We start from the raw sequence: 24190 nt of genomic DNA, 5'->3' as shown, positions 1-24190 counted from the left end.
TATGCAGACAGGAGAAAATGAACAGGCACTAAGAAAAATTTTGGATATGACCCGGCTGATTAGCATTATTATTTTGGGCATTCATTTTTATTATTACGGTTACAGCTTTTTTGCAGACTTAGGATTGACATCGAAATTCAGCAACCGGATTTTGGATAATATTTACAGGACTGGGATCTTCAGCAGCTTCCTTAAATCCAAGTTTATGGCTCTGCTGTTGGTATTTATTTCCCTAATGGGCGCTAAGGGCCGTAAGAATGAAAAATTAAGACTTAAAACGTCTGTATATTTTATCGCTTCAGGGCTTTTTTTATATTTTGGAAGTCAGCTTATTTTGATGCTTAGCTTTGGAAATTTATCTGCTTTTGGTGTATATATCTGCTTGACCTCTCTTGGTTTTCTTCTGGTGATTACCGGAGGAACACTGCTCAGCAGAATGATCAGCAGGACTTTAAACGGACGTGACATCTTCAATAGGGAAAATGAAACATTTCCGCAGGAAGAAAGGCTTCTGGAAAATGAATTTTCCATTAATCTCCCTGCAAAGTATTATCTTAAGGATAAAGTGAGAAAAAGCTGGATCAATATCATCAATCCTTTTCGAGGTCTACTGGTATGCGGCTCTCCAGGATCAGGTAAATCCTATTTTGTGATCCGACATATCATCACCCAGCATATCGCTAAAGGATTCACAATGTTTGTATATGATTTTAAGTTTGATGACCTTACCAAAATCACTTACAATGCTTATTTGAAATACAGGCATTTGTATTTGATCGAGCCTAAGTTTTTTGTCATTAATTTTGACGATCTCACCCGCTCCCACAGATGCAATCCCCTTGAGCCTTCTTCCATGACAGACATAACCGACGCAGCAGAATCTGCGCGTACCATCCTTTTGGGGCTCAACCGCGAATGGATAAAAAAACAAGGCGATTTTTTTGTTGAATCCCCTATCAATTTTTTAACCGCTGTCATATGGTATTTGAAAAAATACAACAATGGCGAATTCTGCACCCTTCCGCATGTGATTGAGCTCATGCAGCTGGAATATAACAATTTATTTACGCTGCTGAGATCTGAAAAAGAAATTGAAGTGCTTATTAATCCCTTTGTCAGCGCATATCTAAATGAGGCATCAGAGCAGCTTGAGGGACAAATTGCTTCAGCTAAAATTGCAATGGCAAGACTCTCCTCTCCTCAGCTTTATTATGTGCTTTGCGGCAATGATTTTACCCTTGATATTAATAATCCACGGGATCCTAAAATCGTCTGCATGGGAAATAATCCGCAAAAAATACAGACTTATGGAGCCGTACTTTCTTTGTATATCAACCGCCTTGTCAAACAGGTAAACCAGAAGGATAAATTTAAAAGCAGTCTGATATTTGACGAATTTCCAACCGTATATCTAAACAATATAGATAGTTTGATTGCAACAGCAAGAAGCAATAAAGTCAGTACCTGTTTGGGGATACAGGACTTTAGCCAGCTCAAAAAAGATTATGGCCGTGAGCAGGCCGATGTTATTATGAACATTACGGGAAATATCATCTCAGGACAAGTTACAGGGGATACTGCCAAACAGCTTTCTGAGCGTTTTGGAAAGATCATGCAGGAACGTGAAAGCCTTTCCATTAACAGTTCAGATACGTCCATAAGCAGGTCCCGCCAGCTTGAATCTGCCGTTCCTGCCTCTAAAATTGCATCGCTGAGTTCCGGGGAATTTGTTGGTATGACGGCAGATAATCCTGACTGCAGGATTGATCTTAAAAGTTTCCACTCAGAAATTTTAAACGATCATAAAGCACTTCAGAAAGAAACTGAAAATTATATAGATTTCCCTACAGTCCGCAGTTTGGAAAATGGCATTGTAAATAGAAATTACGCGCAGATTAAAAAAGATATTCAGGATCTTTCTGAATCTGAAATTGATATTATTGCAGGTGACGTGAACCGCAAGCATCTGATAGTGAAAAAAAAGAAAAATTAAAAAGGTTTTCACAATCTTGATCGTTTAGATAAAGAAAAAATGGGTATTAAAATTCTAAATATAGAATAGTTGACTGTGCTTTTTTGGAAAAAGAATAAGCATAGTTATGTTACTCTACACTAAATTAATTGATGTTAAAATTTATGCCGGCAAAATATTTCATCAGGTGTATTCACAAATAAAATCTTTTTATTGATTACGACGTAAATTCTGAACAAACCCAAATTCTGGATTTTTTTTGCCTTTCATAAAGTGTTGTAAAATAAGGGTTTTTAAATTTTGTTGCTATTTGTAACATATTAATATTTAAATAATGTTATTATCTGTGCTAATTTTGACCTGTATAAAATGATATAGATTATGAGCCGGGCCATTGTACATATTGACATGAATACGTTTTTCGTTTCCTGCGAAAGACTTACAAATTCTGAACTCAACGGAATTCCCTTAATCATAGGTGGTGGAGAAAGAGGTGTTGTCGCTTCCTGTTCGTATGAAGCCCGACGGTTTGGAGTACGGTCTGCTATGCCAATTCATATGGCAATGAAACTTTGTCCTCAGGCAAAAATCATGAAGGGTGACATGGAATTATATTCTAGGCTATCTCATGATATTACAGAAATAATTCAGGAAAAAGCGCCTGTTGTAGAAAAAGCATCTATTGATGAATTTTATCTGGATATTACCGGGATGGATAAATTCTATGGCAGTTACAAATGGACCGATGAGCTCGCACAGCGTATTACAAATGAAACAGGTCTTCCCCTAACCTTTGCACTTTCCATTAACAAAACAGTTTCGAAAATCGGTACTGGTGAGGGAAAGCAAAAGCAAAATCTGGAAATACCTGAGCATCTGGTGCAGTCTTTCTTAAATCCGCTCTCGATACAGAAAATCCCAATGGTAGGCCAAAAAACCTTTGAGCTGCTATCGCGTATCGGAATCCGTACCATCCAGACCCTTTCCGAAATGCCGGCCGAAGCCCTGCAGCAGATGATAGGCAAAAATGGAATCGAACTATGGAAAAAAGCTAACGGCATTGACAATAACCCTGTTGAGCCATATACGGAAAGAAAATCTATTTCTACCGAACATACCTTTTCCCAGGATACAATTGATGTACACAAACTAAACAGGGTCATGCTGGGTATGGTAGAAAAACTGGCCTACCAGCTCCGCGCTGAAGAATGGCTCGCTTCAACAGTCACTGTAAAGATCAGATATGCAAATTTTGATACTGAAACCAAGCAATGCAGAGTCCAGTACACCTCTGCTGATCATATTCTGACCAAGACCGTAACGGAATTGTTTGACAAATTATACCAGCGCCGTATGAGGCTTCGTCTGATCGGAATCCGTTTCAGCGGACTGGTCAGAGGCACCTACCAGATCGATCTTTTCAATGATACCGAAGAGATGCTTGCACTGTATCAGGCGATGGACAGAATGAAGACCCGGTATGGTTTTGATGCTGTAATGCGCTGCGCAGGAGCATCAATTAAGCCCAATAATAAAAATGAAATTTTAAAACGTAAATCAGATTAAATGTATCTCAACTGCCATTCCTTTCATTCCCTTCGCTACGGAACTATTCCTCTTGAAGAACTGATCTCGCAGGCTGCTGCCTGCGATGTCAGCGCAATGGCACTAACTGATATCAATACAGCAACAGGGATTTATGATTTTATAAAAGGATGTGAAGCTATTGGAATTAAGCCTATTGTAGGAATGGAATTCCGCTCGGAACATAAACTGCGTTTTATAGGACTGGCTAAAAATGCCTCAGGCCTTGCAGAAATGAACCGCTTCTTGACTAAACATAATTTTGACAATACTGCCCTACCTGAATCTGCACCGGAATTTGAGGATGCATTTGTTATTTATCCTTTGGAGAATGCTCCACTGCTTTTAAAAGAAAATGAATATATTGGGATTCGCCCTGAACAGCTGCAGAAATTGGTGCTGTCAGATTGGAAAAACAGGCAGGAAAAAATGGTAATTCTGCAGCCTGTTACCTTTCGTACCAGAACCGAATACAACCTCCATAGAATACTGCGTGCCATTGACATGAACTTGATACTCTCCCGGCTGAGTCCTGAGGATTACTGCCAGGAAACAGAGGTAATGAGGCCTGTGGAATATATGATTTCCTTTTATGCCGAGTATCCTCAGATTATTTCAAATACCGAAAAAATTATTGCTGAATGTAATTTTGAATTTGATTTTAAAACTCCTAAAAACAAGAAATTTTACACCAACAGTAAAAAAGATGATATTCTGCTGCTGACAACTCTGGCTCAGCAGGGATTGGAGTGGCGCTATGGCAAAAATAATGCAGAGGCTAAATCGCGGATGTTCAAAGAACTAAAAGTAATTGACCAGCTGGAGTTCAGCGGTTATTTCTTGATTACATGGGATATCATAAGATTCAGCAATTCTCAGGGATTTCTTCATATCGGTCGCGGAAGTGGGGCCAACAGTATCATTGCTTATTGTCTGGGCATAACCGATATCTGTCCATTGGAACTTGATCTGTACTTTGAACGGTTTTTAAACCTGAATCGTAAAAGTCCGCCCGATTTTGACATCGATTGGAGCTGGAAGGAACGTGATACGATTCTTGAATATATATTTTCTCGTTACGGCTATGACCATGTAGCATTCTGCGGTACAAATGTTGAATTTAAATACCGTTCTATTTTTCGTGAGGTTGGCAAAGTTTTCGGGCTTCCGAAAGAAGAACTTGATATGCTTGCCAAAAATCCAATGGAACTGCATGCAGCCAATAAAGTGGTTCGACAAGTACAGCAGTATGGAATGCTTTTAGAGAAATATCCTAATCAGCGCAGTATGCACTCTTGCGGTATACTCATTTCCGAAGAGCCTATCACCAATTATACACCGCTGGAAATGCCTCCAAAAGGCTTTCCAATTGTTCTTTTTGATATGCATATAGCTGAAGATATTGGGCTTGAAAAATTTGATATCCTTAGCCAGCGTGGGATTGGCCATATTGATGACAGTGTAAAGCTTATTGAAAAAAACCGAGGAATACGCCTTAACATCCGTGATACTTCCATTTCAAAGAATGAAGCCAGGTGCAATGAATTTCTCGGAATCGGAAAGACCATAGGCTGTTTTTATATTGAGAGCCCCGCCATGCGGGGACTATTGCGACGTCTGAATTGTGATAATTACAAAACACTTGTTGCCGCTTCCTCTATTATCCGCCCCGGTGTGGCGCAGTCAGGCATGATGAAAGAGTATATCTTCCGCCACAACCATCCAGACAAGTTCGAATATTTCCATCCTGTCTTTCAGGAACAGTTGGGCGAGACTTACGGAATTATGGTGTATCAGGAAGACGTTATCAAAATTGCACTGCATTATGGAGGATTGCCAGCAGCCGACGGGGATATTCTGCGCCGCGCTATGTCAGGGAAAGGACGGTCTAAGGCAGCACTGCAGAAAGTAAAAGATAATTTCTTTCTTTCTTGTGCCCAGCAGGGGCATCCGCTAAAGCTCAGTGAGGAGATATATCGCCAGATCGAGTCTTTTGCTGGTTATTCTTTCTGCAAGGCGCACTCGGCATCTTATGCGGTGGAGAGTTATCAGAGCCTTTATCTCAAGGTTTATTATCCTGTGGAGTTTATGGTGGCTGTAATCAACAATCAGGGAGGATTTTATCGCACAGAAGTATATGTCCATGAAGCAAAAATGTCAGGAGCTTCAATTCACAATCCGTGTGTAAACAAAAGTGAATTTGAAACCACACTATACGGTACAGATATCTATCTGGGATTAATGCACCTTCAGAGCCTTGAATCCAAAATTGCTATTCTCATACAGCAGGAACGTGAAAAAAACGGATCATACAAATCACTTGAAGATTTTATCAACCGCATTCCTATCGGGATCGAAGGTATACAAATCCTTATCTTCATCGGCGCATTCCGTTTCACAGGAAAATCAAAAAATCAGCTGCTTGTAATTGCGCGGCTTATTTTAGTCAACTTTAAACCCGAAAACCGAAACCTGATGCTTATTCAGGAACCTGTCAAGGAATATGAGCTTCCAAAACTGGAACGTTCTGAATTTGAAGATGCCTTTGATGAAATAGAGCTCTTAAGTTTTCCTGTATCCTGCTCCCCTTTTGATTTATTGCAGACAAAATTCAGAGGTGATGTAATGGCAAAGGATTTATTGATGTATCATAAGAAAACTGTCCGCATGCTGGCGTATCTCATCTCACGCAAACACGTCCCTACAAAGATGGGGGCTATGTATTTCGGAACCTGGATTGATGCTCATGGGGATTTTTTTGATACTGCACATTTTACAGACAGTCTTGCGAAATATCCATTTCAGGGAGGAGGCTGTTATTTATTACTAGGGAATGTTGAGGTCGATTATCACTTCCCTACTATTACTGTAATCAAAATGGCAAAAATGCCTTTTATTGCTGACCCCAGATATTCAAATACCAGTGATAGACAATATAAAGTGCACGAACAGATTCGAGAAGATGTAAGTATGACGCATCGTAAACCTTATCCGCAGGAACATGAGATTAATCTGCCTAGACAGAAAATGAAATAAATCTTAATTACATTTTATTTTAATCAGTCATGGACCATAAGAAAATATGGTAAAACTTTTATTGTATTTAAAAATCTAAATTGTGGATAAACTATATTTTTTTATAGCTGCCTTATCAATTTTATCAGCTATACTTGATAAATACTCTATTTTATTCAGAACTTCATCAATACATAGTTGATGTTCTGATCCAGAAATATGTCCGACCGGGAAATATTTAATAAACTTATCATCAACAATACCATTACGATGGGCATACAAATGTCGTATCTGCAGAATTTTTTCAATTTCATTCTGGGTTATTGCATCCATTGCATTTAAGTCCTTAATTTGCTTATTATCAGAAATAAATCCTTTTACACTTCCTTTTTGGAGTTTGCTTACTTTTTGCTTAGCCCAAAAAGTAATAAATTCCTGTATATCTGAACAGTTCAAAACGTCTTCTACTTTTACCAGCTGTTCAGATTTTAATGTTTGAGGTTTAGCCAGATAAATCTCGAAAAGTACATCCGAGAGATAGGTTTCAAAACTGTCAACAACCGATGAATAAATTATTCTTGTCAAAACCTTACCTTCTTTATCATTGGTATAAGATGACGGTCCTTGAGGATATAAAAGCTGTTTTAAAGTATCTACAATTTTTATCATACTCTGATAGTGTTCTAAAATTTTAAATTTTGAATCTGTAGTACCTTCTTTTAAGAGCTCCATTGAATCATTTATGCTAGCTATCCTTGGATATCCTCCAGGTGATAATATATTCGAAACTGGATTGGTTAAAACTGTTTTGGCTGCTTCTCTTTTATATATCCTTCCTTCTACAGAAATAATAACCTGTGATTTTTTTACCGTTATGGCAAAAAGCTTTTTACCCTCATACTGAACATATCCGTAATCAACAATGGGCTTTGGAGACAATAAATCCAAAGCTTTATGTGTAATAGAAGTTGCTCGAAAATCTTCACTTAGACCTGAAACCTTTAATCCGCCAATTTCAGTAACACCTAAAATTAATAATCCTCCACTGGTATTAGCAAATGAAGATATTATTTGTGCAATGGATTTTGATGGCGGCAGAACTGCTTTATATTCTAAAACATCACTTTCATGCTTTAAGATAGATTTCGAAACTTCTTCTTGTAATGTCATAATTAATTCATATTTATCGGTATTCTATTAATACCTGTACTTTTTAAAACCCTGCCTAAAGTCAGAATATGCGGATCATGCTTGTCATTGTCAACCCATAATTCCGAAGTGTCACTATCTAAAGTATCTTTTTCAGAAGGATAGTAAATAATAACTTCACCATTGTCCGAAGGTCTGGTTACAATTTGAATAGCAACTCCATTTTTCGTTATTCCGGCAAGAGTTGTTGGAGCAGTTTCTTCCAAATCTGTACAATCATAATCTGGATGGCTCTGCAAATAACTTATTATATTTTGTTTTGCTCTGGCAATTAAGTTTTGTGCGTAATCAAGCATTTCTTTGGTATGCTTGGAAACATGATGAAATTTAGCAGTAATAAGAGGGTCCTTTAACGCAATCTCGAGTTCTTCATAAGTGGAAATTCCTAAACTGACTAATGTTTCCTTGGTTATAATAGTTTTTTCAGCGAAATCATTTGTCGGTGCTGTAAAATTGTTATCTTGAATTGTTGCTAATTTAGCTCGAAGATCTTCAATACTCTCCAGCCCATTTTCTATAAGTAATTGATTTAATTGCGCAGCATCTTTCATATTGGATGAAATATCATCATCCTCCAAGAATAAAAATCTTTTTTCAAATAGATCAGCAAAATACTCTTCCGCTTCTGTCCTGTTGTCATCCATCCATAAATAGAATTTTTTTAGTGTAGTTTTAAACTCTTTTCTTTTGTCAATATCTCTAATTATTGGCTTTATAAAAAACGCTATCTTCTCAGCAACATGACCAATATTATATTGACGGCTTTCAGGAAGCTCCAAAAATATTGCAGTATCTAATAATTCATTTCTAAAATCATGCCCCAGCTCGGCAACAATATCTTTTAATTCGTCTCCGATATTTCCCTCATCCAAAAATAAACTGTCCTTTGTGCAGAATACTCCATTTTGGTTTGGAAGTATTGGATGTTTTTCCCTGTTTATATTATTTTCAAATCCTTCTTTTACAAGAAAAGATACAAGCGCATCAAGCCATATTATAAATTCCCCTTCATTTCTGAAGTTTAAATTTTCAACAGCACCTTCAATTGTCTTGTGCTCTGCTATTGCAACAGCTAGATAAGATAAAGATTTTTTATCTGATTCCTGCCAAATTTTTTCGTCATATTTTTTTAAAATTCTTTTTTCAGTAAAATCATCAGGGTATATTCTTTGAGAAAATTTGAAAATTAATTCTCTTTTTTCAACCTTGTTTTCTTCTGAAAATAGGGAAGCTAAATAATCACATGCTACTACAATATTGTCTTTAGTATTCCCTATCATTAAAGCATTTATTTCAGCAATTATATCATCTTGTTTCTTAGGAGGATATAAAATTCCAGCACCGGTTTGAGCTTGTTTGTGAACTAAATATTCTCTTGGATCTGTACTTATTATTGCACAGGCATTTTTAAGTTCATCATCTATCTCCTTATCGACATTTAGTAGTGATTTCACTTTAAATTCACCAAACTGGTTCGGAATTACAGCGAAAGCATCAGTAAGAATGTCCTTGATGTGTATATTTTCAGTATTCAGTAACTGATAGTATTCATTCAGGAAAACAATGGCATTATGCTCCGAAACATTAAGCGAAGAAGCCAGATTTTCAATATTGCTATTATTTGATATTTCTTGTGACAGTGATGCCAATGTGTATTTTTGGCAGTCTGCCCATAGGACTGTACTCCATTGATGTACATTATCTTTTATGGGGACAAATGCAGGAAAAAGCTCTGACGATAACTTCCAAATTTGCTCTCTGACAGCCTCTTTATCAGCCGAAGGGAAAAAAGCCTGTTTTTGACCATAGGAATCCCAAATTGCAATTCTTTCTCCACTTACAACGTCAACGATTCTTGCATATAACAATTCATTTCGAATAGGATTAACAATATTTGGTTTATACCAATCCATGTCAATCCAAGAATTAGTTTTTGGTGATCTTACACGAGCCAGATTAAAAAGATCTTTCCATTCTCCTGCCTGATCTACATAGGATAAAAATAGCTTATAAAGTTCAACTGCGCGAAGCATTATTTCACTGTTGATCTTTGAAATTTCATTTCCATCACCTTTTAAACTTATTCCATTACGAGGTTCTGTCGGTTCAAACAAACAGCTGTTAATTATAAATGGTAAATGCAGATCCTCCGTTCCTATCAATGGAAAATCTAAATGAATTCTTGGAATTTCATAATCTAACTCTAAAACTTTCGTCATTCCTTCTTTTATAGAAATTGGAATAATAATTTGAAGTTCATCTTGGTCTACAACTATAAAGTTCTTATCAGAATTTATCCCGTTTATCAATAAATTGTAAGTGGTTACATTGTGATTTTGGTACGAAACCGTATTTGTACAAACTATTTTAAATACCGTTTCACCAATTAATTCCAAATCCATTGTAAGCGAATTTATTTCAGGAACATTTATCAATGTATAGGCAATTCCCTTTTCAGCCTCATCAAAAGCAATCTGTGCAAGTTCCCTTTTTTCAGGTGTTAATGGATAAACAAAGGAAGTTTGAAAATCATTCTTAGTTAATTCAACAGTCTCCGACATTTTTATGCTTTCCTCAGCATCGTCAAAGGATTGATTGATACCTTCAATTATTTCTTTTTCTCCTCTTCCGCTCCTGTTCAGCCAAAAACTAAACTCATTAAAGTTTTCTTCCTCATTCTTATAAAAGCTTTTAACTAAAACTTTTTCAGAAAGAAGATGCGTAGTCATAAAACCTGTTCCGAAACGTCCGGTGGTCTTATATTGTTTACCTACTGCATCTGGGTCCCTTTCTTTATCACTGGACGAATACTTTCGAATAAGGCCTCTGATATGTTCATTGGTAAAATAACCTTTATTATGGGAAAAGATGAACTGATTTTCATTTATTTCAATTTTGATATCGACCTTTTCTCCTTCTTCATTACACAAACTAGCATTGTCTTTTGCATTTTGCATGAGCTCCCAAATTAATCTTCTGGCCGTAAATTCTAATTGAATTTCCTGCCTAACGCTCATTAGTTTTTCTAAAATTGACTTCGCAGTTATTTTGTTTAATTCGTCTCTTTCAAACTTTGTAAAAATGCCATCTGTCATATCTAAATAGATTAATTATCAATACTAATGTTGTTAATTACTTGGTATTATTTTGAATTATAATAATTTGATCATCTTCCTCTTGATTTATATATACATCTTATCTCAACTGTTTCTTCAACAGCAGCGGTCAATAAATATCAAGGCCTTAACATGAAAATCAATTATAATCAAACGTACAAAATGCCATTTATTTCTTTTTACGGTTTTCCACAAATGCAGTTTACAAATGGCAAATTAATTCTTTAGTGCAAATCAAAGCACAGTATAAACACCTGTTTTTTAAATAAAGATAAACCTAATATTTTCAATTCGAAACGGCATAAAAAGGCAGCCAAGATAGTGCCCGCCGTATGCTGCATACGCATAATGGCGCCGCTTTCGCTTGCCACCCTTCGGGACTTATAGCACTCCGCATCCTCATAACCGGTCACTTGATTCTTGCTTTCTTTTTTCCCGTTTTTTCTTTTGAAAACAATTTTTGGGAGTGCAGGGAGAAAGAAATTTTAAACAACAGTAACGCTAAAATTTAAAATCATGGAAATCACAGGACGTATTACAAAAGATGCACTAGCCCGTAAAGTGGGAAATGAAAAACAGGTCGTTAACTTCTCCATTGCCATCAATGACAGCTACAAGCCCAAAGGAAGCACCGAGTACAAACACATTACAACTTTTGTAGAGTGCTCGTATTGGCTGAACGCAAAATTGGCTGAGTGGCTCAAAAAAGGGGCGCTTGTTCAGCTCTTCGGGCGTGTCGGGATTAGCACCTATATCGGTCACGATGGCTCGGCTATGGGGTCTTTGACTTTTCACATCAACAGCCTTAAGATTTTGGCTTTTGCCAAAAAAGAAGATGGATCTGCGGGCGCTGTTATCACGCCTAAAAAACAAAATTCCTCAGAAGAACCCGATGACCTGCCTTTTTAAGACAGGCTCTGATTGTATTTATAAACGCCAAAAAATCACATTATGAAAGCCTTGGACAAAAACGAGTATTCGGAGTATGATGTAAGCCAAGTATTCAACGAAATCATTATAAGCCATTTGGACGGCTATAACGGAAAGAAAAAGCAGCAGTTGAAGTCTTTCCTAGAAGACCTGCAGAGAGGGGGCTGTATCAGTGGTATGATAGGGGAATTTATCTATCACAACGACTGCAAAGCTTTTTACATCAAACACCTTGAAGATTTGGAAGGCATCAAGGAGGATTTGGAAGAAGCATTTGGAGAGCCTGTAGCCAACCGCTACAAACTGCCCCACTACACTTTTTTATGCTGGCTCTGCTTTGAGGAGTACTGCTACGGCATTTACAGCAATGTCTTTGAACAATAACTGTTAATCAAACTTTTTCCATCATGAAACCATCAGAGAACTTTAAGACCGCTATAGAGAATTATCTCAATACTACTGCGCAGGGCGATTCAGTCTTGGCGCACAGCCTTGCCAAAGAAACCAAAAACATCGAGAGCTGTTGCATTTACATTTTTGGCGAGGTCAAAAAAACAGGATTGTGCGCCTTTGACAATCAGGAAATCTTTGACATGGCAGTTAAGTACTACACCGATGATTCCATCGGTATTCCTGCCCCTGTATCGTGCAGGGCTGTAGTGCAGACACCTGCAAAAACAGACCTGTTCTCTCAGCCTGAAATACACACGTTGTCAAGTAGTAGCGAAACCATACCTCAAGTAAAACAGGAAGTTAAACTCGTGCAGACCGCCTTAACACTTTTTGACCTATGATACCCAAAACCAGCATCGAAAAACAGCTTACAGCACTAAGCGCTTCACTTGCTCCGATAACGCGCGAAGTTGAAGCTTGGGCTGAAAAAAATATTTTTCTGGATTGGGCTGTTCTGTCAAGAGGAAAATTCTACTGCCTGCAGTGTGCGCACTCTTGGAAACCCTCAGACAGCGAATCCTGCTGTAAATTCATCAATTGCGCCCACTGTAAAGCAAAACTTAAAATGCAGGCGTGTAATCAAGTACATTTCAAAGAAATAGAATATTTTGCCATATTGGAAACCTGTGCTGGATATCAGGTTGTTAGGATAATAATCGCATACAAACACATGAAGAAAAATTTTATGCCGACTTACTTCTGTAAAGAAGTGATGCAGCATTGGATAAGCCAAAAAGGGGAAGTCCGCAGTTTTTCAATAGGCACTAATGTATTTTCAAATACGATAGATGCTTGGAAATTCTATTCCCCCCTTGAAATCAAACCAAAGGATTTCTTTCGAAATGCCAAATATTACATCAATCCCTTCAAAGTTTATCCAAAGGTAAAAGTGCTTCCGCTTTTGAAAAGGAACGGTTTCAAAAACTCGGTATACAATATTGCCCCGCACCTGCTCTTTTCATCCCTGCTGACCGATCCCACAGCAGAAACCCTGCTAAAGGCAAAACAGCAGAACCTCTTGCAGTATTATCTTGGTGCTTCACGTCAGCGTGTTAAATACAACTGGCAGGCAGTCAAAACTGTAATCAGAAAAAATTATAAAATCACTGATGTGCAGATTTGGGAAGATTATCTCGAACTGCTCCGATATTTCAAAAAAGACCTGTCCTGTCCTGCTTATGTCTGTCCCGAAAATCTCAGCATGGCGCACGACCATTTGGTGCAGAAAAAAAGGGAACTGCTCAGAAAGAAAAAACTGCAGGATCTGCGCCTTGAAATCGAAAAAGCGCAGAAAAGGTACGCAAGTGATAAAAAACGTTTTTTTGGACTGTTTTTCAAGGAAAAGGAACTTAGTATCTCTGTAATTGAAAACGTTAAGGATTTCATGCAGGAGGGCGACGATTTAGGGCATTGTGTTTTTACCAATGAATACTATGACAGAAAAGATTCCCTGATACTGTCGGCTAAGATGGCTGAAAAATCAGTTGAAACCATTGAAGTATCACTAAGCCGTATGGAGATCCTGCAATGCAGGGGCATGAAAAACAATGCTTCCAAGCACCACAAACGTATTCTGAGCCTGATGTCTAAAAATCTGTATCAGATTAAAGCCAGGATGAAACAAAAGCAGAAGAAAGTCTAAAGTATAACAAAGCCGGTATCTATGCCGGCTTTTTTGTGGCGGCGCAGACACTTCAAGGTTTTGGATGCTGTCTTAAATACAGACATTGTTTTTGAAATTCAAACCTTTACCTGCTTAAAAATATAATCATAAAATTGCTGTGCACCCCAAAATTTTTAGTAATTTTCTATCCAATCAGGTAAACCCGGCAATATGGATGACAAAGGACAAATAGGTGAAGATTTTGTAAATGATCTGGCATACAGATCATTCCTTAAGTACTGGTGCTATCCTGGACCGAAACATGAAAATGGGGATAAAAAGGAAATCTGCGACCTGATGATCATCTTCAATTCAGTTCTCATTATCATCTCGGTTAAAAACTACGAGTTTAAGGGAAACCATTTCAGGTACTTCAACAATACAATTGAAAAGGCAGTCAAGCAGATCCACGGCGCATGCCGTACCTTGTTTAGTGCCAAAGAAGTGCAGATTAAACATCCGGACAAAGAAATTGAGATCTTTCCCAGGGAACAGATAAAAAAAGTTTTCAGGATTGTAATAAATCTGGGAGAGGGCGTAAAGTTCTATCCCTTTAACCAAACCACAAAAAATGATGACTACGTAACGCTTTTTGACAAGGATTCCTTTCAGACCATTATAGATCAGCTCGACACTATTCCTGACTTTATCGATTATCTGGAAAAAAGAGAGAAGCTTTTTAAAGGCAGGACCACTATCATTATGCCCGGCGATGAATTTGATTTTCCTGTCGAAACACAGAAAGAGTTCTTTGAGCTCAGGGATCAGATCACAAATAATTACATCTTGATCTCAGGCACTGAAAAGGATCTGCTCTCACACTTTTTTAAAAATACCAGAAACTTTCCCAAAGCCTTAAGTGAGGATTCAAACGGGATCTATCTTATAATAGACGGAGACTGGGATTCTTTTGCGGCAGAAGAAAAGGTGAAAAATAAAGCTAAAGCTGATAAAGCGAGCTATTTCATAGACGGTTTTGTGCAGAATGAAATATTAAAGAACGATCTTCTGAAAAATTTGACCCCAATGAGGCTCGGCCTTGCAAAAGCACTGCTTTCCTTTGACCGGCTTACCAGACGATCCATCGCCAACAGTTATTTTGAATTTCATGACCGCTACAAGGATGTTTCAGGACTGAATTTCGGAAGACGGTTCGGCGATTTTGACGGCGTAGGCCTGCTATTGACATTTTATACAGACCAGATGGACTTTGAAATGATCAATACTTTAAATAATCTGGCAATAGAAAGCTGCAACCTCTTTACAGGCTATAAAAGCAAGTCAATGATTCTGATTTCGACAAACCGCAGCCACAGGTTCCTGTTCGCGCATATTGACAAAATTGAAAAATACAGCCCTCAGCATGAAGAAATGATAAGAAACGATGTAAAGGCGCTCGGCTGGTTTACAAAACACACTTTTCTACACGGCACAGAAAAAGAGTTTCCAAAATAAATCTTTTGCTGGTGACACGTTTGGGATATTCTTCGATCAGCGTCTTTTTATCGCATTGCTCAGCATTCCAGAAAAAAGAATCAGGTCTTCATATGAGCCCAGAATTTATCGTTCTACACCGCATTGAAGTTTCTTTGAAACTTTTGCAATATGTCCCGGTGCCGAATTAGAGCATTCGGTAATGGCTGCACCGTATCCTTGATTTTTTCCCACGTTTTTTACAGCCGGAAACTTTTTCCATTTTATCTGTTAGCTTTTGAAAGCGGTCTTCCCGCAGACATCCACGACGGAAATCCAAAGGATCTTTTGCTGCTTCATGTAAAAGTTAGTAAGAAAATGGGTTTCAAATTTAACACTTTTAACATTAATTTTAATTATTAGTAAATTTATATAATTATATTTGTTTCATATTTTTACTTTTCATGAAAAGACTTCACATCATATTAATTGTTACCTTAGGCCTCTTTTTGATGCCGATGGCAAGTTTTGCATGTGGAAATCTTTCTAAGGAAGTTTCCTGCAAAAAGGAAGCTAATGCAGCCCATCATGATGACTGTTCAGAAAACAGCTGTCATTCAAAAAAGGGAAATCATGAAGGCTGTGGCGGAAAATGCGGGCATCGCACTTGCGGCTGCGTTTCAGTTTGCAGCGGGGGAATTGTTTTTTTAACCTACCCGGAATTCAAAAATACTTCTATCTGCCTTTTTTCTGAAAAACAGACATTCTATAATTCAGAAACATCGATTTTATCGGGTTTCTACTCTATCTGGCTTATCCCTAAAATAAGCTAAATACCTTTTTTGACAGCCATAAGTGTGTCAAAAAAGGAAGCCTATCTGCCTCATTTTTTTAATTTTTCGCTTTTGTAGAATATTGTTCTATACGCCTTGTATGCACAATTATTTCTCAAAAGCATCATTTTCACTATCAAATACATTTTAAAATGAAATCAATTCAAAAAGGATTGATGGCAATTGCTCTATTGCTGTCAGTCATAGTGTTTGGCGCACCTGTAAAAAATGCAAAAACTGTAAATGCTAAAATTTACGGTAATTGTCTAATGTGCAAGACTGCTATTGAAAAAGCAGGAAACATCAAAAATATCGTTTCGGTAAACTGGGACCAAAACACCAAAATAGCGGCCATTACCTACGATGAGAAGAAAACAAATCAGGACGAGGTCCTAAAACGAATTGCCTTAGCCGGATATGACAGCGACCAGTTCTTAGCTCCTGCCGACGCCTATGCAAAACTTCCGCAATGCTGCCAGTATGAAAGAACAAATATGACGGCCCCAATAAAGAAATTGGATATGGACAAAATGGATCATTCGCAGCATGCAGCCGCAATTCCTTCTGATGCACAAGAGAACAGTCCTTTTAAAGCAATTTTCGACAGCTATTTTGATCTAAAAGATGCTTTAGTGAAAACGGATGCTAAAACTGCCAGCGTGAAATCCAAAGAGCTTCTTGCTGCGGTCAATGCTGTTAAAATGGATAACCTAAAGCCAAAAGAACACACTGCATGGATGAATGTAATGAAAAGTCTGGCTGCAGATGCAAAAAACATTTCCGAAAGCCAGGATATCAAAAAACAAAGAGAATCCTTTAAAAGCCTATCCAAAAACACTTACGATCTTATAAAAACTACCGATCAGCCACAGCCGGTTTATTACAACCACTGCCCAATGGTTGATGCAAATTGGCTGAGCAAAGAAAGCGGGATCAGAAATCCGTATTACGGTTCGCAGATGCTTAGCTGCGGTTCGACAATAGAAACAATCAAATAAGGCTATCTAACAAAAAGTGTTGGACAGAATGATATTTTGTAAATAATAAAACTAAAAAAATGAAAAAATTAATTATCTCGACAATTGTAATGGCAGCTGTACTTACAGCATGCAATTCAAAAAACAAAGAAGTCACAGCTCCCGATGCTGCTGCTGTAACCCAGAATGACACGGAATTGTACGCCTGTTCTATGCATCCTGAAATTACGGGAAAAAAAGGAGACAAATGTTCCAAATGCGGAATGGAATTAACAGAGCCTGTAAAACAAACTACTCAAAAAGGTGCAGAAATAAAAACTAGCCAAGCCAGTGCACCATTTTCTGCAGATGAAATTGTAAACAATTACCTGGCGCTTAAAAATGCATTAACAAAAGATGACACAAAAGGAGCAGCAGATGCCGGAAAAGCACTGCATGCAGCCTTTAACAAGGTAAATCCAGATTTAATAGATGCTAAAATAAAAGCAGATTATCTCGATATTGCAGATGACGCCAAAGAACATGCCGAACATATCGGGGCCAATGGCGGTAATATCGAACACCAAAGAGAGCATTTCGCCCTGTTGAGTAAAGACATGAATGATGTGATCATGGTTTTCGGAACTTCAAAAACATTATATCAGGACTATTGCCCAATGTATGACGGCGGGAAAGGGGCCATCTGGGTCAGTGAGACAAAAGAGATAAAAAACCCATATTATGGTTCTAAGATGCTTACCTGCGGTTCAATGAAAAAGCAATTGTAAAATGAAGCGGTTCACCAGAAAGATTCTTTTTACTGGGTTAATTATTTTTCTACTGATGCAATTGTATCAGCCTGCCCGAAATTCCGATTACGGGCAGGTTTTACCAATTCACATTTCAAAAGTATATCCCATTCCCAAAAATGTACAAGCGATTCTTGAAACCTCCTGTTATGATTGCCACAGCGACAACACACAATATCCATGGTACTCCTACATCCAGCCAGCGCGTACCCTTATGGAAGGACACATAAAAGAAGGAAAAGAAAATTTGAATTTCAGCCAATGGGGAAACTATTCCAAAAGAAAGCAGCAGAATAAATTAGACCGGATTTCAAAGCAGATAAAAGCAAACGAGATGCCATTGCCTTCTTACACATTAATCCATAAAAATGCAGTATTGACAGCTGTTCAAAAAGAGCAGCTTATAAGCTGGATTGAAAAAGTAAATGATAGTCTTTCTAAAATAAATTAAACCTATGGTACACAAATTAATAGAATGGTCCCTGCGTAACCGGTTCATCATATTACTATTATCCGCAGGAATATTTGTTTGGGGTATTATCTCTATTCAAAAAAATCCCATCGATGCTATACCCGACTTATCTGAAAATCAGGTAATCGTTTTTACAGAATGGATGGGACGTGCTCCACAGCTCGTTGAAGACCAGATCACCTACCCCTTGGTAACAAACCTTCAGGGATTGCCTCAAATTAAATATGTAAGGGCAGCTTCCATGTTTGGCATGAGTTTTATCTATGTCATTTTTGAGGATGATGTCGATGTATACTGGGCAAGATCAAGAGTGCTGGAAAGGCTCAGTACTATTAGCAGCACCCTGCCCAAAGGAGTTGCCCCACAGTTGGGGCCTGACGGAACCGGGGTTGGTCATATACTATGGTATACCCTTGATGCTCCAGGTATTGATCTGGGAGAACAAAGGGCCCTGCAGGACTGGTACGTGAAGTTTGCTCTGCAGAATGTTCCGGGAGTAAGTGAAATTGCCTCTTTTGGAGGATTCCAGAAAGAATATCAGGTTACACTTGATCCAAACAAACTGCTGTATTACAAGCTGTCTGTCCCGGAGGTCATAGGCGCCGTGCGTGCCAATAACAATGAAAGCGGCGGAAGAAAATTCGACATGAGTGATATCGGCTACATCATTAAGACATCCGGTTATCTTAAATCCATTAAGGAGATCGAGGATATCCCGCTGAAAAACCAGAATGGCATTCCTGTAAAAGTAAGCGATATAGGAACTGTCCAGATGAGCGGGGAAACCCGATTAGGCATCTTTGACCATAATGGCACAGGTGAAGCCGTTGGAGGTATAGTGGTTATGCGTTACGGTGAAAACGCAGATGCCGTTATTGATAATGTCAAAGAAAAGATGAAGGAAGTTGCCAAAGGGCTACCCAAAGGAGTAAAATTCAACATTGTATACGATCGGGGGCATCTGATAAAAGAATCTATTGATTCGGTTAAACGAACTTTGATTGAAGAGATGCTCGTAGTATCCCTTATCGTTATTATTTTTCTTTTTCACTGGCGCAGTGCGTTAAGTATTATCATCCAGATCCCAATTACAATTGCAGCAAGTTTCATACTGCTTAATGCTTTTGGTATCTCATCCAATATAATGTCATTAACGGGTATTGCTTTGGCTATTGGTGTTATTGTCGATAATGGAATTATAATGAGCGAGAATGCTTATCAGCATCTATCACAGCGTTACGCCCAATGGCAGTCCGAACAAAAAAATGAAACAAACCGAGATGAAAAGAATTAAAAATATATTTCGCAAAAAGCCACAGTGGATATCCGAAGAGGAAAGAATACAAATAATTGAGAAAAGCAGCAAGCAGGTTTCTCGCGGCGTATTCTTTGCCACTGTTATTATAATCACTTCTTTCCTGCCTGTATTTATGCTTAGCGGTCAGGAAGGGAAATTATTCCATCCCCTGGCCTACACAAAAACCTTCATATTGGTTGTGGATGCACTGCTTGTACTTACGCTGGCACCGGTACTGATTTCTTTTTTTATGAAAGGAAAATTCAGGCCTACCGATTCCCATCCCGTTAATCGTTTTCTTGAAAAAGGATATGAGCCCATTATAAGATGGGTTCTCAAATGGAGAAAAACAACCCTGACGGTTAACATCTTGGCTTTGTTGATTTCCATTCCATTGTTGATGCGCCTTGGAACAGAGTTCGTCCCGCCCCTTGATGAGCAGAGCATCTTGTTTATGCCTGTCACGCTGCCTGATATCTCGAATGGAGAAATTAAGCGCATCTTGCAGGTACAGGATAAAATAATAAAATCGGTTCCTGAAGTAGAAAGCGTACTGGGAAAAGCCGGAAGGGCAAACACAGCTACGGATAATTCCCCAATGAGCATGATTGAGACCATAATATTGCTCAAACCAAAATCACAGTGGCGTGAAGGAATTGATAAAAAAGATATTATTAAGGAGCTTGATACCAAACTTCAGATTCCGGGCGTAGTAAACGGCTGGACACAGCCAATTATCAACCGTATCAACATGCTTGCAACAGGTATTCGTACCGACGTGGGAATTAAGGTCTATGGACAAAACCTCGACACCATTGCACGTGTATCTGAGAAAGTAAAAATGGCATTAGAGGGAACGCCAGGGGTTTCCGACTTATTTGTGGATCCTATAACCGGCGGCAAATATCTAGATGTAAATGTCAATCGCCCGGAACTGGCCCGGTATGGATTAACCGTGGATGATGTAAACCAAACCGTGGAATTTGCTTTAGGCGGTGCATCTATTGGCAATACAGTTGAAGGGCGAAGACGTTTCTCAATCAGTGTGCGTATGGCTCAGGACTATAGAAACAGTGTGGAACGCATCAAACGTATCCCCTTGCAGTCCCCAACCTTTGGAGAGGTTCCCCTTTCTGCTGTTGCTGATATTAAGTTTGTAGACGGCCCTCCTATGATCAGTTCAGAAAATGCGCTCCTGCGCGGGGCCGTTATGTTCAATATCCGCGACCGTGATATGGGAGGAACTGTTCAGGAAGCCATGAAAAAATTAGAAAATGCCAAAGAAATACTCCCACAAGGGTACTTTATAGAATGGAGCGGACAATATGAAAACCTGATCAGCGGAGAAAAGACCCTTAAAATCATTGCCCCAATCGTATTGCTTGTTATTTTCTTCTCTCTCTATTTTGCTTTTAACTCTCTCAGAGAAGCCTTCCTGAGCCTTATAACAGTGCCTTTTGCTTTAATTGGAGGTGCCTATATAATCTTTTTCTGGGATGTCAATCTATCAGTGGCTGTAGCAGTTGGATTTATTGCCCTGTTCGGAATTGCTGTCGAAACCGGAATAGTGATGGTCATTTATCTCAATGATGCAATGGAGCAGCTCATCAGGGCCAAAGGAAATTCAAGTGAAACAATCACAAAAGAGGATCTCAGGGAATATGTGGTGCATGGCGCCGCAAAACGGCTTCGTCCAAAACTAATGACAGTCTGCGTTTCATTATTTGGACTGGTTCCCGTCCTATGGTCTAATGGCGTTGGAATGGATGTAATGAAGCCAATTGTATTGCCTATGATTGGCGGGGTATTTACCTCTGCCGTACATATCTTATTAGTAACCCCGCTTATTTTCCTAATGTCTAAAGAATATGAATTACGAAAATATGGAAAACTTGAAGTACATGATGTCAAACATTAAAATACTGGCAGTACTATTGCTTTTGCTGCCATTACAGCTATTGAGCCAGACCAAACAGGTCTTGTCTCTTGATACGATCCTTCAGAGGATTGATAAAAAAAACGTGCTGCTGCAGAGTTATAACTTAAAGGCAGAAGGGTTCAAATACAGCGCCGATGCCGCTACGGCATGGATGGCGCCAATGGTGGGTGTCGGGACATTTATGACGCCCTATCCTTTTCAGGAAGTTATGGATGACCGCGACAAAGGATCTTTAATGTTCAGAGTTGAACAGGATATCCCAAATTTCGGAAAATTAAACAAAAAGAAAAAATTCATCCAGTCCCAGGGAAATATTGAGAATGCTACCCGTGCTGTTACCCTTAACGATTATAAGGCGAAAGCCAAACAGCTCTACTACAGCTGGATGGTGGCCGAACAGCGCATCAAAGTCTTGGATCGGAACGAAAAAATTATGATTACCATGAAGAAAATTGAGGAAGTAAGGTATCCCTACAATCAGTCTCAATTGGGCAATGTGTATAAGATTGATGCCCGGCTCGAAGAAAATAAAAATATGATCCGCATGCAGGAAGGTGAAATAGCCAAAGCAAGGGCCTGGCTTAACAGTTTGATGAACCAGCCCGGGAATGCCGATTTTTCGATAGACACAACCGCTGTTCCGGTCTTTAATCCCGCTCTTCACGATACCACAAGCATAGCTGCCGCACGCGGAGACATCAAAAAAATGAATGCCGGAATTGAATCAATGCAATTGAGCATAGAGGCAATGAAAGCTGAAAAAAATCCTTCTTTCAAATTTCAGTTTGACCATATGAATTCATTTGATAAAATGATGCCTAAAGCCTATTCTGCAATGGCGATGGTGTCCATTCCAATTGCTCCGTGGTCATCAAAAATGTATAAATCAGATGTCAAGGCAATGCAGTATAATGTACAGGCAATGCAGAAAGAGAAATCTGCCATGCTGCAGGAAACCCAGGGGATGCTGTATGGCATGCAATATGAAATACTGACCATGCAAAAAAAGATTCAGGGCCTCGAAACAAAAATAATCCCTTCTATGCAAAAATCCTTGGATGTAAACTTTCTGAACTATCAGGAAAACAAACTGCAGATTCCTGTAGTAATTGATTCCTGGGAAGCTTTAAATATGCTGCAGAATAACTTATTGGATGAAAAATTAAAACTATATCAAATGATTGTCGATTATGAAAAAGAACTATATCGCTAAGTTGGCAGCATTGTCATTGGTTTCTATATTAGTATTGACAGCCTGTAACAATAAAACCGAGCATAACAGTAAGCCAGTGCATCAGCATAGTGCAAATCAGAAATATACTTGTCCAATGCATCCCGAGGTTATTCTGGATAAGCCAGGCAGCTGCCCGATATGCGGTATGGAATTGGTTCCAAGACATACCCCTGGTACGGAAACAGCTATAGACAGCAGCCTGAAACACCTTATAAAACCAGTCAATGAACAGGTCGTTTCTAATATATCTGTCATAAAACCTGAGAAAGGGACTAAAATAATCTCCATGCAGGTACAAGGAATTATTACCTACGACAGCCGCGGCCAGACCAGTATTTCCAGCAGGGTAAGCGGGAGGATCGAACGCCTGCTGATTAAGTACAATTATCAGCCCGTAAAAAAAGGACAGTTGATCATGGAAATCTATTCACCTGATCTGGCTGCCGCGCAAAGAGAATTGTTGTTTATTTATCAATCTGACCCCCACAATCCAATGCTTCAAAAAGCAAAAGAAAGGCTGTCTTTGTTAGGCATGCAGCAAAAACAGATCCAACAGGTATTAAAAACAGCTAAAATTTCCTATCGCATCCCGGTTTACAGTAACGCCTCCGGATACATCTTGGACAACAGTGCAGCGGCAAACGCGTCTGCAGCAGCTCCGGCGGCTTCTTCTCAAAGCGCCGCGTCAGATGATGGTATGGGCGCAATGGGTTCAAGTGGCAATGCAGCGTCAGCCAGCAGTGCATCTTCCCCTGCAGCACCAGCTGTTATCCTGAGAGAAGGGCAATATATTGGTGCGGGACAATCCCTTTTTACAATTTATACCAACAAAAACCTTATCGCCGAATTTGCTTTTGATCCATCGGTGGCATCCCGGGTTAAAAAAGGACAAAAATTGGTGTTTTATGAACCGTCAGATAAGCAAACCGTGTATAGCGGCACCATCGGACTTATTCAGCCCGTCTTTAAAGAGGGAGGCAACTTTACCATAGCACGTATTTATTTGCAGGATAACAAATTTCAGACCGGCAAATTAGTTACTGCTGCCATTCCAATTGTCAGTAAAGGCTGGTGGCTTCCGCAAAGTGCCGTTCTTAATTTGGGAAATAAGTCCATTGTTTTCAAAAAAGAGCAGGACGTGTTTGTTCCCCGAGAAGTTAAAACGAAAAACAATGCTGATGGAATGGTGCTAATCGATCAAGACATAAGTGATTGGGATATTGCCAGTAATGCTGCCTACATGATAGACAGTGAGAGTTTTATCAAGACAGTTTCAGAACATAAATAAAAAAATA

The 24190-nt window shown here is 38.9% G+C and carries 18 protein-coding genes; 16 read left to right on the top strand and 2 right to left on the bottom strand.

The annotated features are described in order from the left end of the window. Position 1: 1 nt before the first annotated feature. From mobC to K8B81_RS00940, 3 genes are all read left to right on the top strand, one after another. Entirely contained in the window at positions 2-1993 is a 1992-nt protein-coding gene (mobC, locus tag K8B81_RS00950; RefSeq protein ID WP_115887058.1) for a conjugal transfer protein MobC, read from the top strand. Positions 1994-2353: 360 nt separating this feature from the next. After that, positions 2354-3538, top strand: coding sequence for a DNA polymerase IV (dinB, locus tag K8B81_RS00945; protein ID WP_115887057.1), 1185 nt, complete (start codon positions 2354-2356; stop codon positions 3536-3538). After that, positions 3539-6592 (top strand): DNA polymerase III subunit alpha, encoded by a 3054-nt coding sequence (locus K8B81_RS00940; RefSeq protein ID WP_115887056.1) that lies wholly within the window; start codon positions 3539-3541, stop codon positions 6590-6592. A 75-nt stretch (positions 6593-6667) separates the two neighbouring features. On the opposite strand, the gene K8B81_RS00935 is transcribed toward K8B81_RS00940, so the two are convergent. Continuing rightward, positions 6668-7741 carry an AlbA family DNA-binding domain-containing protein gene (locus K8B81_RS00935; protein WP_115887055.1) on the bottom strand — a complete coding sequence of 358 codons (1074 nt, stop codon included), beginning with the start codon at positions 7739-7741 and terminating at the stop codon, positions 6668-6670. Between the two features lie 2 nt (positions 7742-7743). Next, positions 7744-10875 (bottom strand): sacsin N-terminal ATP-binding-like domain-containing protein, encoded by a 3132-nt coding sequence (locus K8B81_RS00930; protein ID WP_115887054.1) that lies wholly within the window; start codon positions 10873-10875, stop codon positions 7744-7746. 537 nt (positions 10876-11412) lie between these two features. On the opposite strand from K8B81_RS00930, the gene K8B81_RS00925 reads away from it, so the two are divergent. From K8B81_RS00925 to K8B81_RS00870, 13 genes are all read left to right on the top strand, one after another. Further along, on the top strand, positions 11413-11805 hold the full coding sequence (locus K8B81_RS00925) for a single-stranded DNA-binding protein (RefSeq protein ID WP_115887053.1): 393 nt from the start codon (positions 11413-11415) through the stop codon (positions 11803-11805). Between the two features lie 42 nt (positions 11806-11847). After that, positions 11848-12210, top strand: coding sequence for a DUF7222 domain-containing protein (locus K8B81_RS00920; RefSeq protein ID WP_115887052.1), 363 nt, complete (start codon positions 11848-11850; stop codon positions 12208-12210). Positions 12211-12233: 23 nt separating this feature from the next. After that, positions 12234-12620 carry a Cas9 inhibitor AcrIIA9 family protein gene (locus K8B81_RS00915; RefSeq protein WP_115887051.1) on the top strand — a complete coding sequence of 129 codons (387 nt, stop codon included), beginning with the start codon at positions 12234-12236 and terminating at the stop codon, positions 12618-12620. After that, on the top strand, positions 12617-13921 hold the full coding sequence (locus K8B81_RS00910; RefSeq protein ID WP_115887050.1) for a PcfJ domain-containing protein: 1305 nt from the start codon (positions 12617-12619) through the stop codon (positions 13919-13921). The genes K8B81_RS00915 and K8B81_RS00910 overlap by 4 nt, the downstream gene beginning before the upstream one ends. Before the next feature lie 192 nt (positions 13922-14113). Beyond that, the gene (locus K8B81_RS00905; RefSeq protein ID WP_115887049.1) at positions 14114-15397 is read left to right on the top strand and encodes a hypothetical protein; all 1284 of its coding nucleotides are present in this window, start codon (positions 14114-14116) and stop codon (positions 15395-15397) included. Positions 15398-15819: 422 nt separating this feature from the next. Then, complete coding sequence (locus tag K8B81_RS00900) at positions 15820-16188, top strand: hypothetical protein (protein ID WP_115887048.1); 369 nt, start codon at positions 15820-15822, stop codon at positions 16186-16188. A 152-nt stretch (positions 16189-16340) separates the two neighbouring features. After that, positions 16341-17186, top strand: coding sequence for a DUF3347 domain-containing protein (locus tag K8B81_RS00895; RefSeq protein ID WP_115887047.1), 846 nt, complete (start codon positions 16341-16343; stop codon positions 17184-17186). A 59-nt stretch (positions 17187-17245) separates the two neighbouring features. After that, the gene (locus K8B81_RS00890) at positions 17246-17932 is read left to right on the top strand and encodes a DUF3347 domain-containing protein (RefSeq protein ID WP_115887046.1); all 687 of its coding nucleotides are present in this window, start codon (positions 17246-17248) and stop codon (positions 17930-17932) included. A gap of 1 nt (position 17933) precedes the next feature. Beyond that, complete coding sequence (locus K8B81_RS00885) at positions 17934-18404, top strand: heme-binding domain-containing protein (RefSeq protein ID WP_115887045.1); 471 nt, start codon at positions 17934-17936, stop codon at positions 18402-18404. Positions 18405-18408: 4 nt separating this feature from the next. Beyond that, on the top strand, positions 18409-19719 hold the full coding sequence (locus K8B81_RS20930) for an efflux RND transporter permease subunit (protein WP_115887044.1): 1311 nt from the start codon (positions 18409-18411) through the stop codon (positions 19717-19719). Then, on the top strand, positions 19691-21640 hold the full coding sequence (locus tag K8B81_RS20925) for an efflux RND transporter permease subunit (RefSeq protein ID WP_244201556.1): 1950 nt from the start codon (positions 19691-19693) through the stop codon (positions 21638-21640). The genes K8B81_RS20930 and K8B81_RS20925 overlap by 29 nt, the downstream gene beginning before the upstream one ends. Then, the gene (locus K8B81_RS00875; protein ID WP_223678188.1) at positions 21624-22874 is read left to right on the top strand and encodes a TolC family protein; all 1251 of its coding nucleotides are present in this window, start codon (positions 21624-21626) and stop codon (positions 22872-22874) included. Before K8B81_RS20925 ends, K8B81_RS00875 begins: the two co-directional genes overlap by 17 nt. Then, on the top strand, positions 22852-24183 hold the full coding sequence (locus tag K8B81_RS00870) for an efflux RND transporter periplasmic adaptor subunit (protein ID WP_115887043.1): 1332 nt from the start codon (positions 22852-22854) through the stop codon (positions 24181-24183). The genes K8B81_RS00875 and K8B81_RS00870 overlap by 23 nt, the downstream gene beginning before the upstream one ends. Positions 24184-24190 lie beyond the last annotated feature (7 nt).

This window comes from Flavobacterium hibisci (genome assembly GCF_020026925.1).
In the GTDB taxonomy this organism is placed as follows: Bacteria; Bacteroidota; Bacteroidia; order Flavobacteriales; family Flavobacteriaceae; genus Flavobacterium; species Flavobacterium hibisci.
This window is presented reverse-complemented; position numbering and strand designations above follow the sequence as displayed.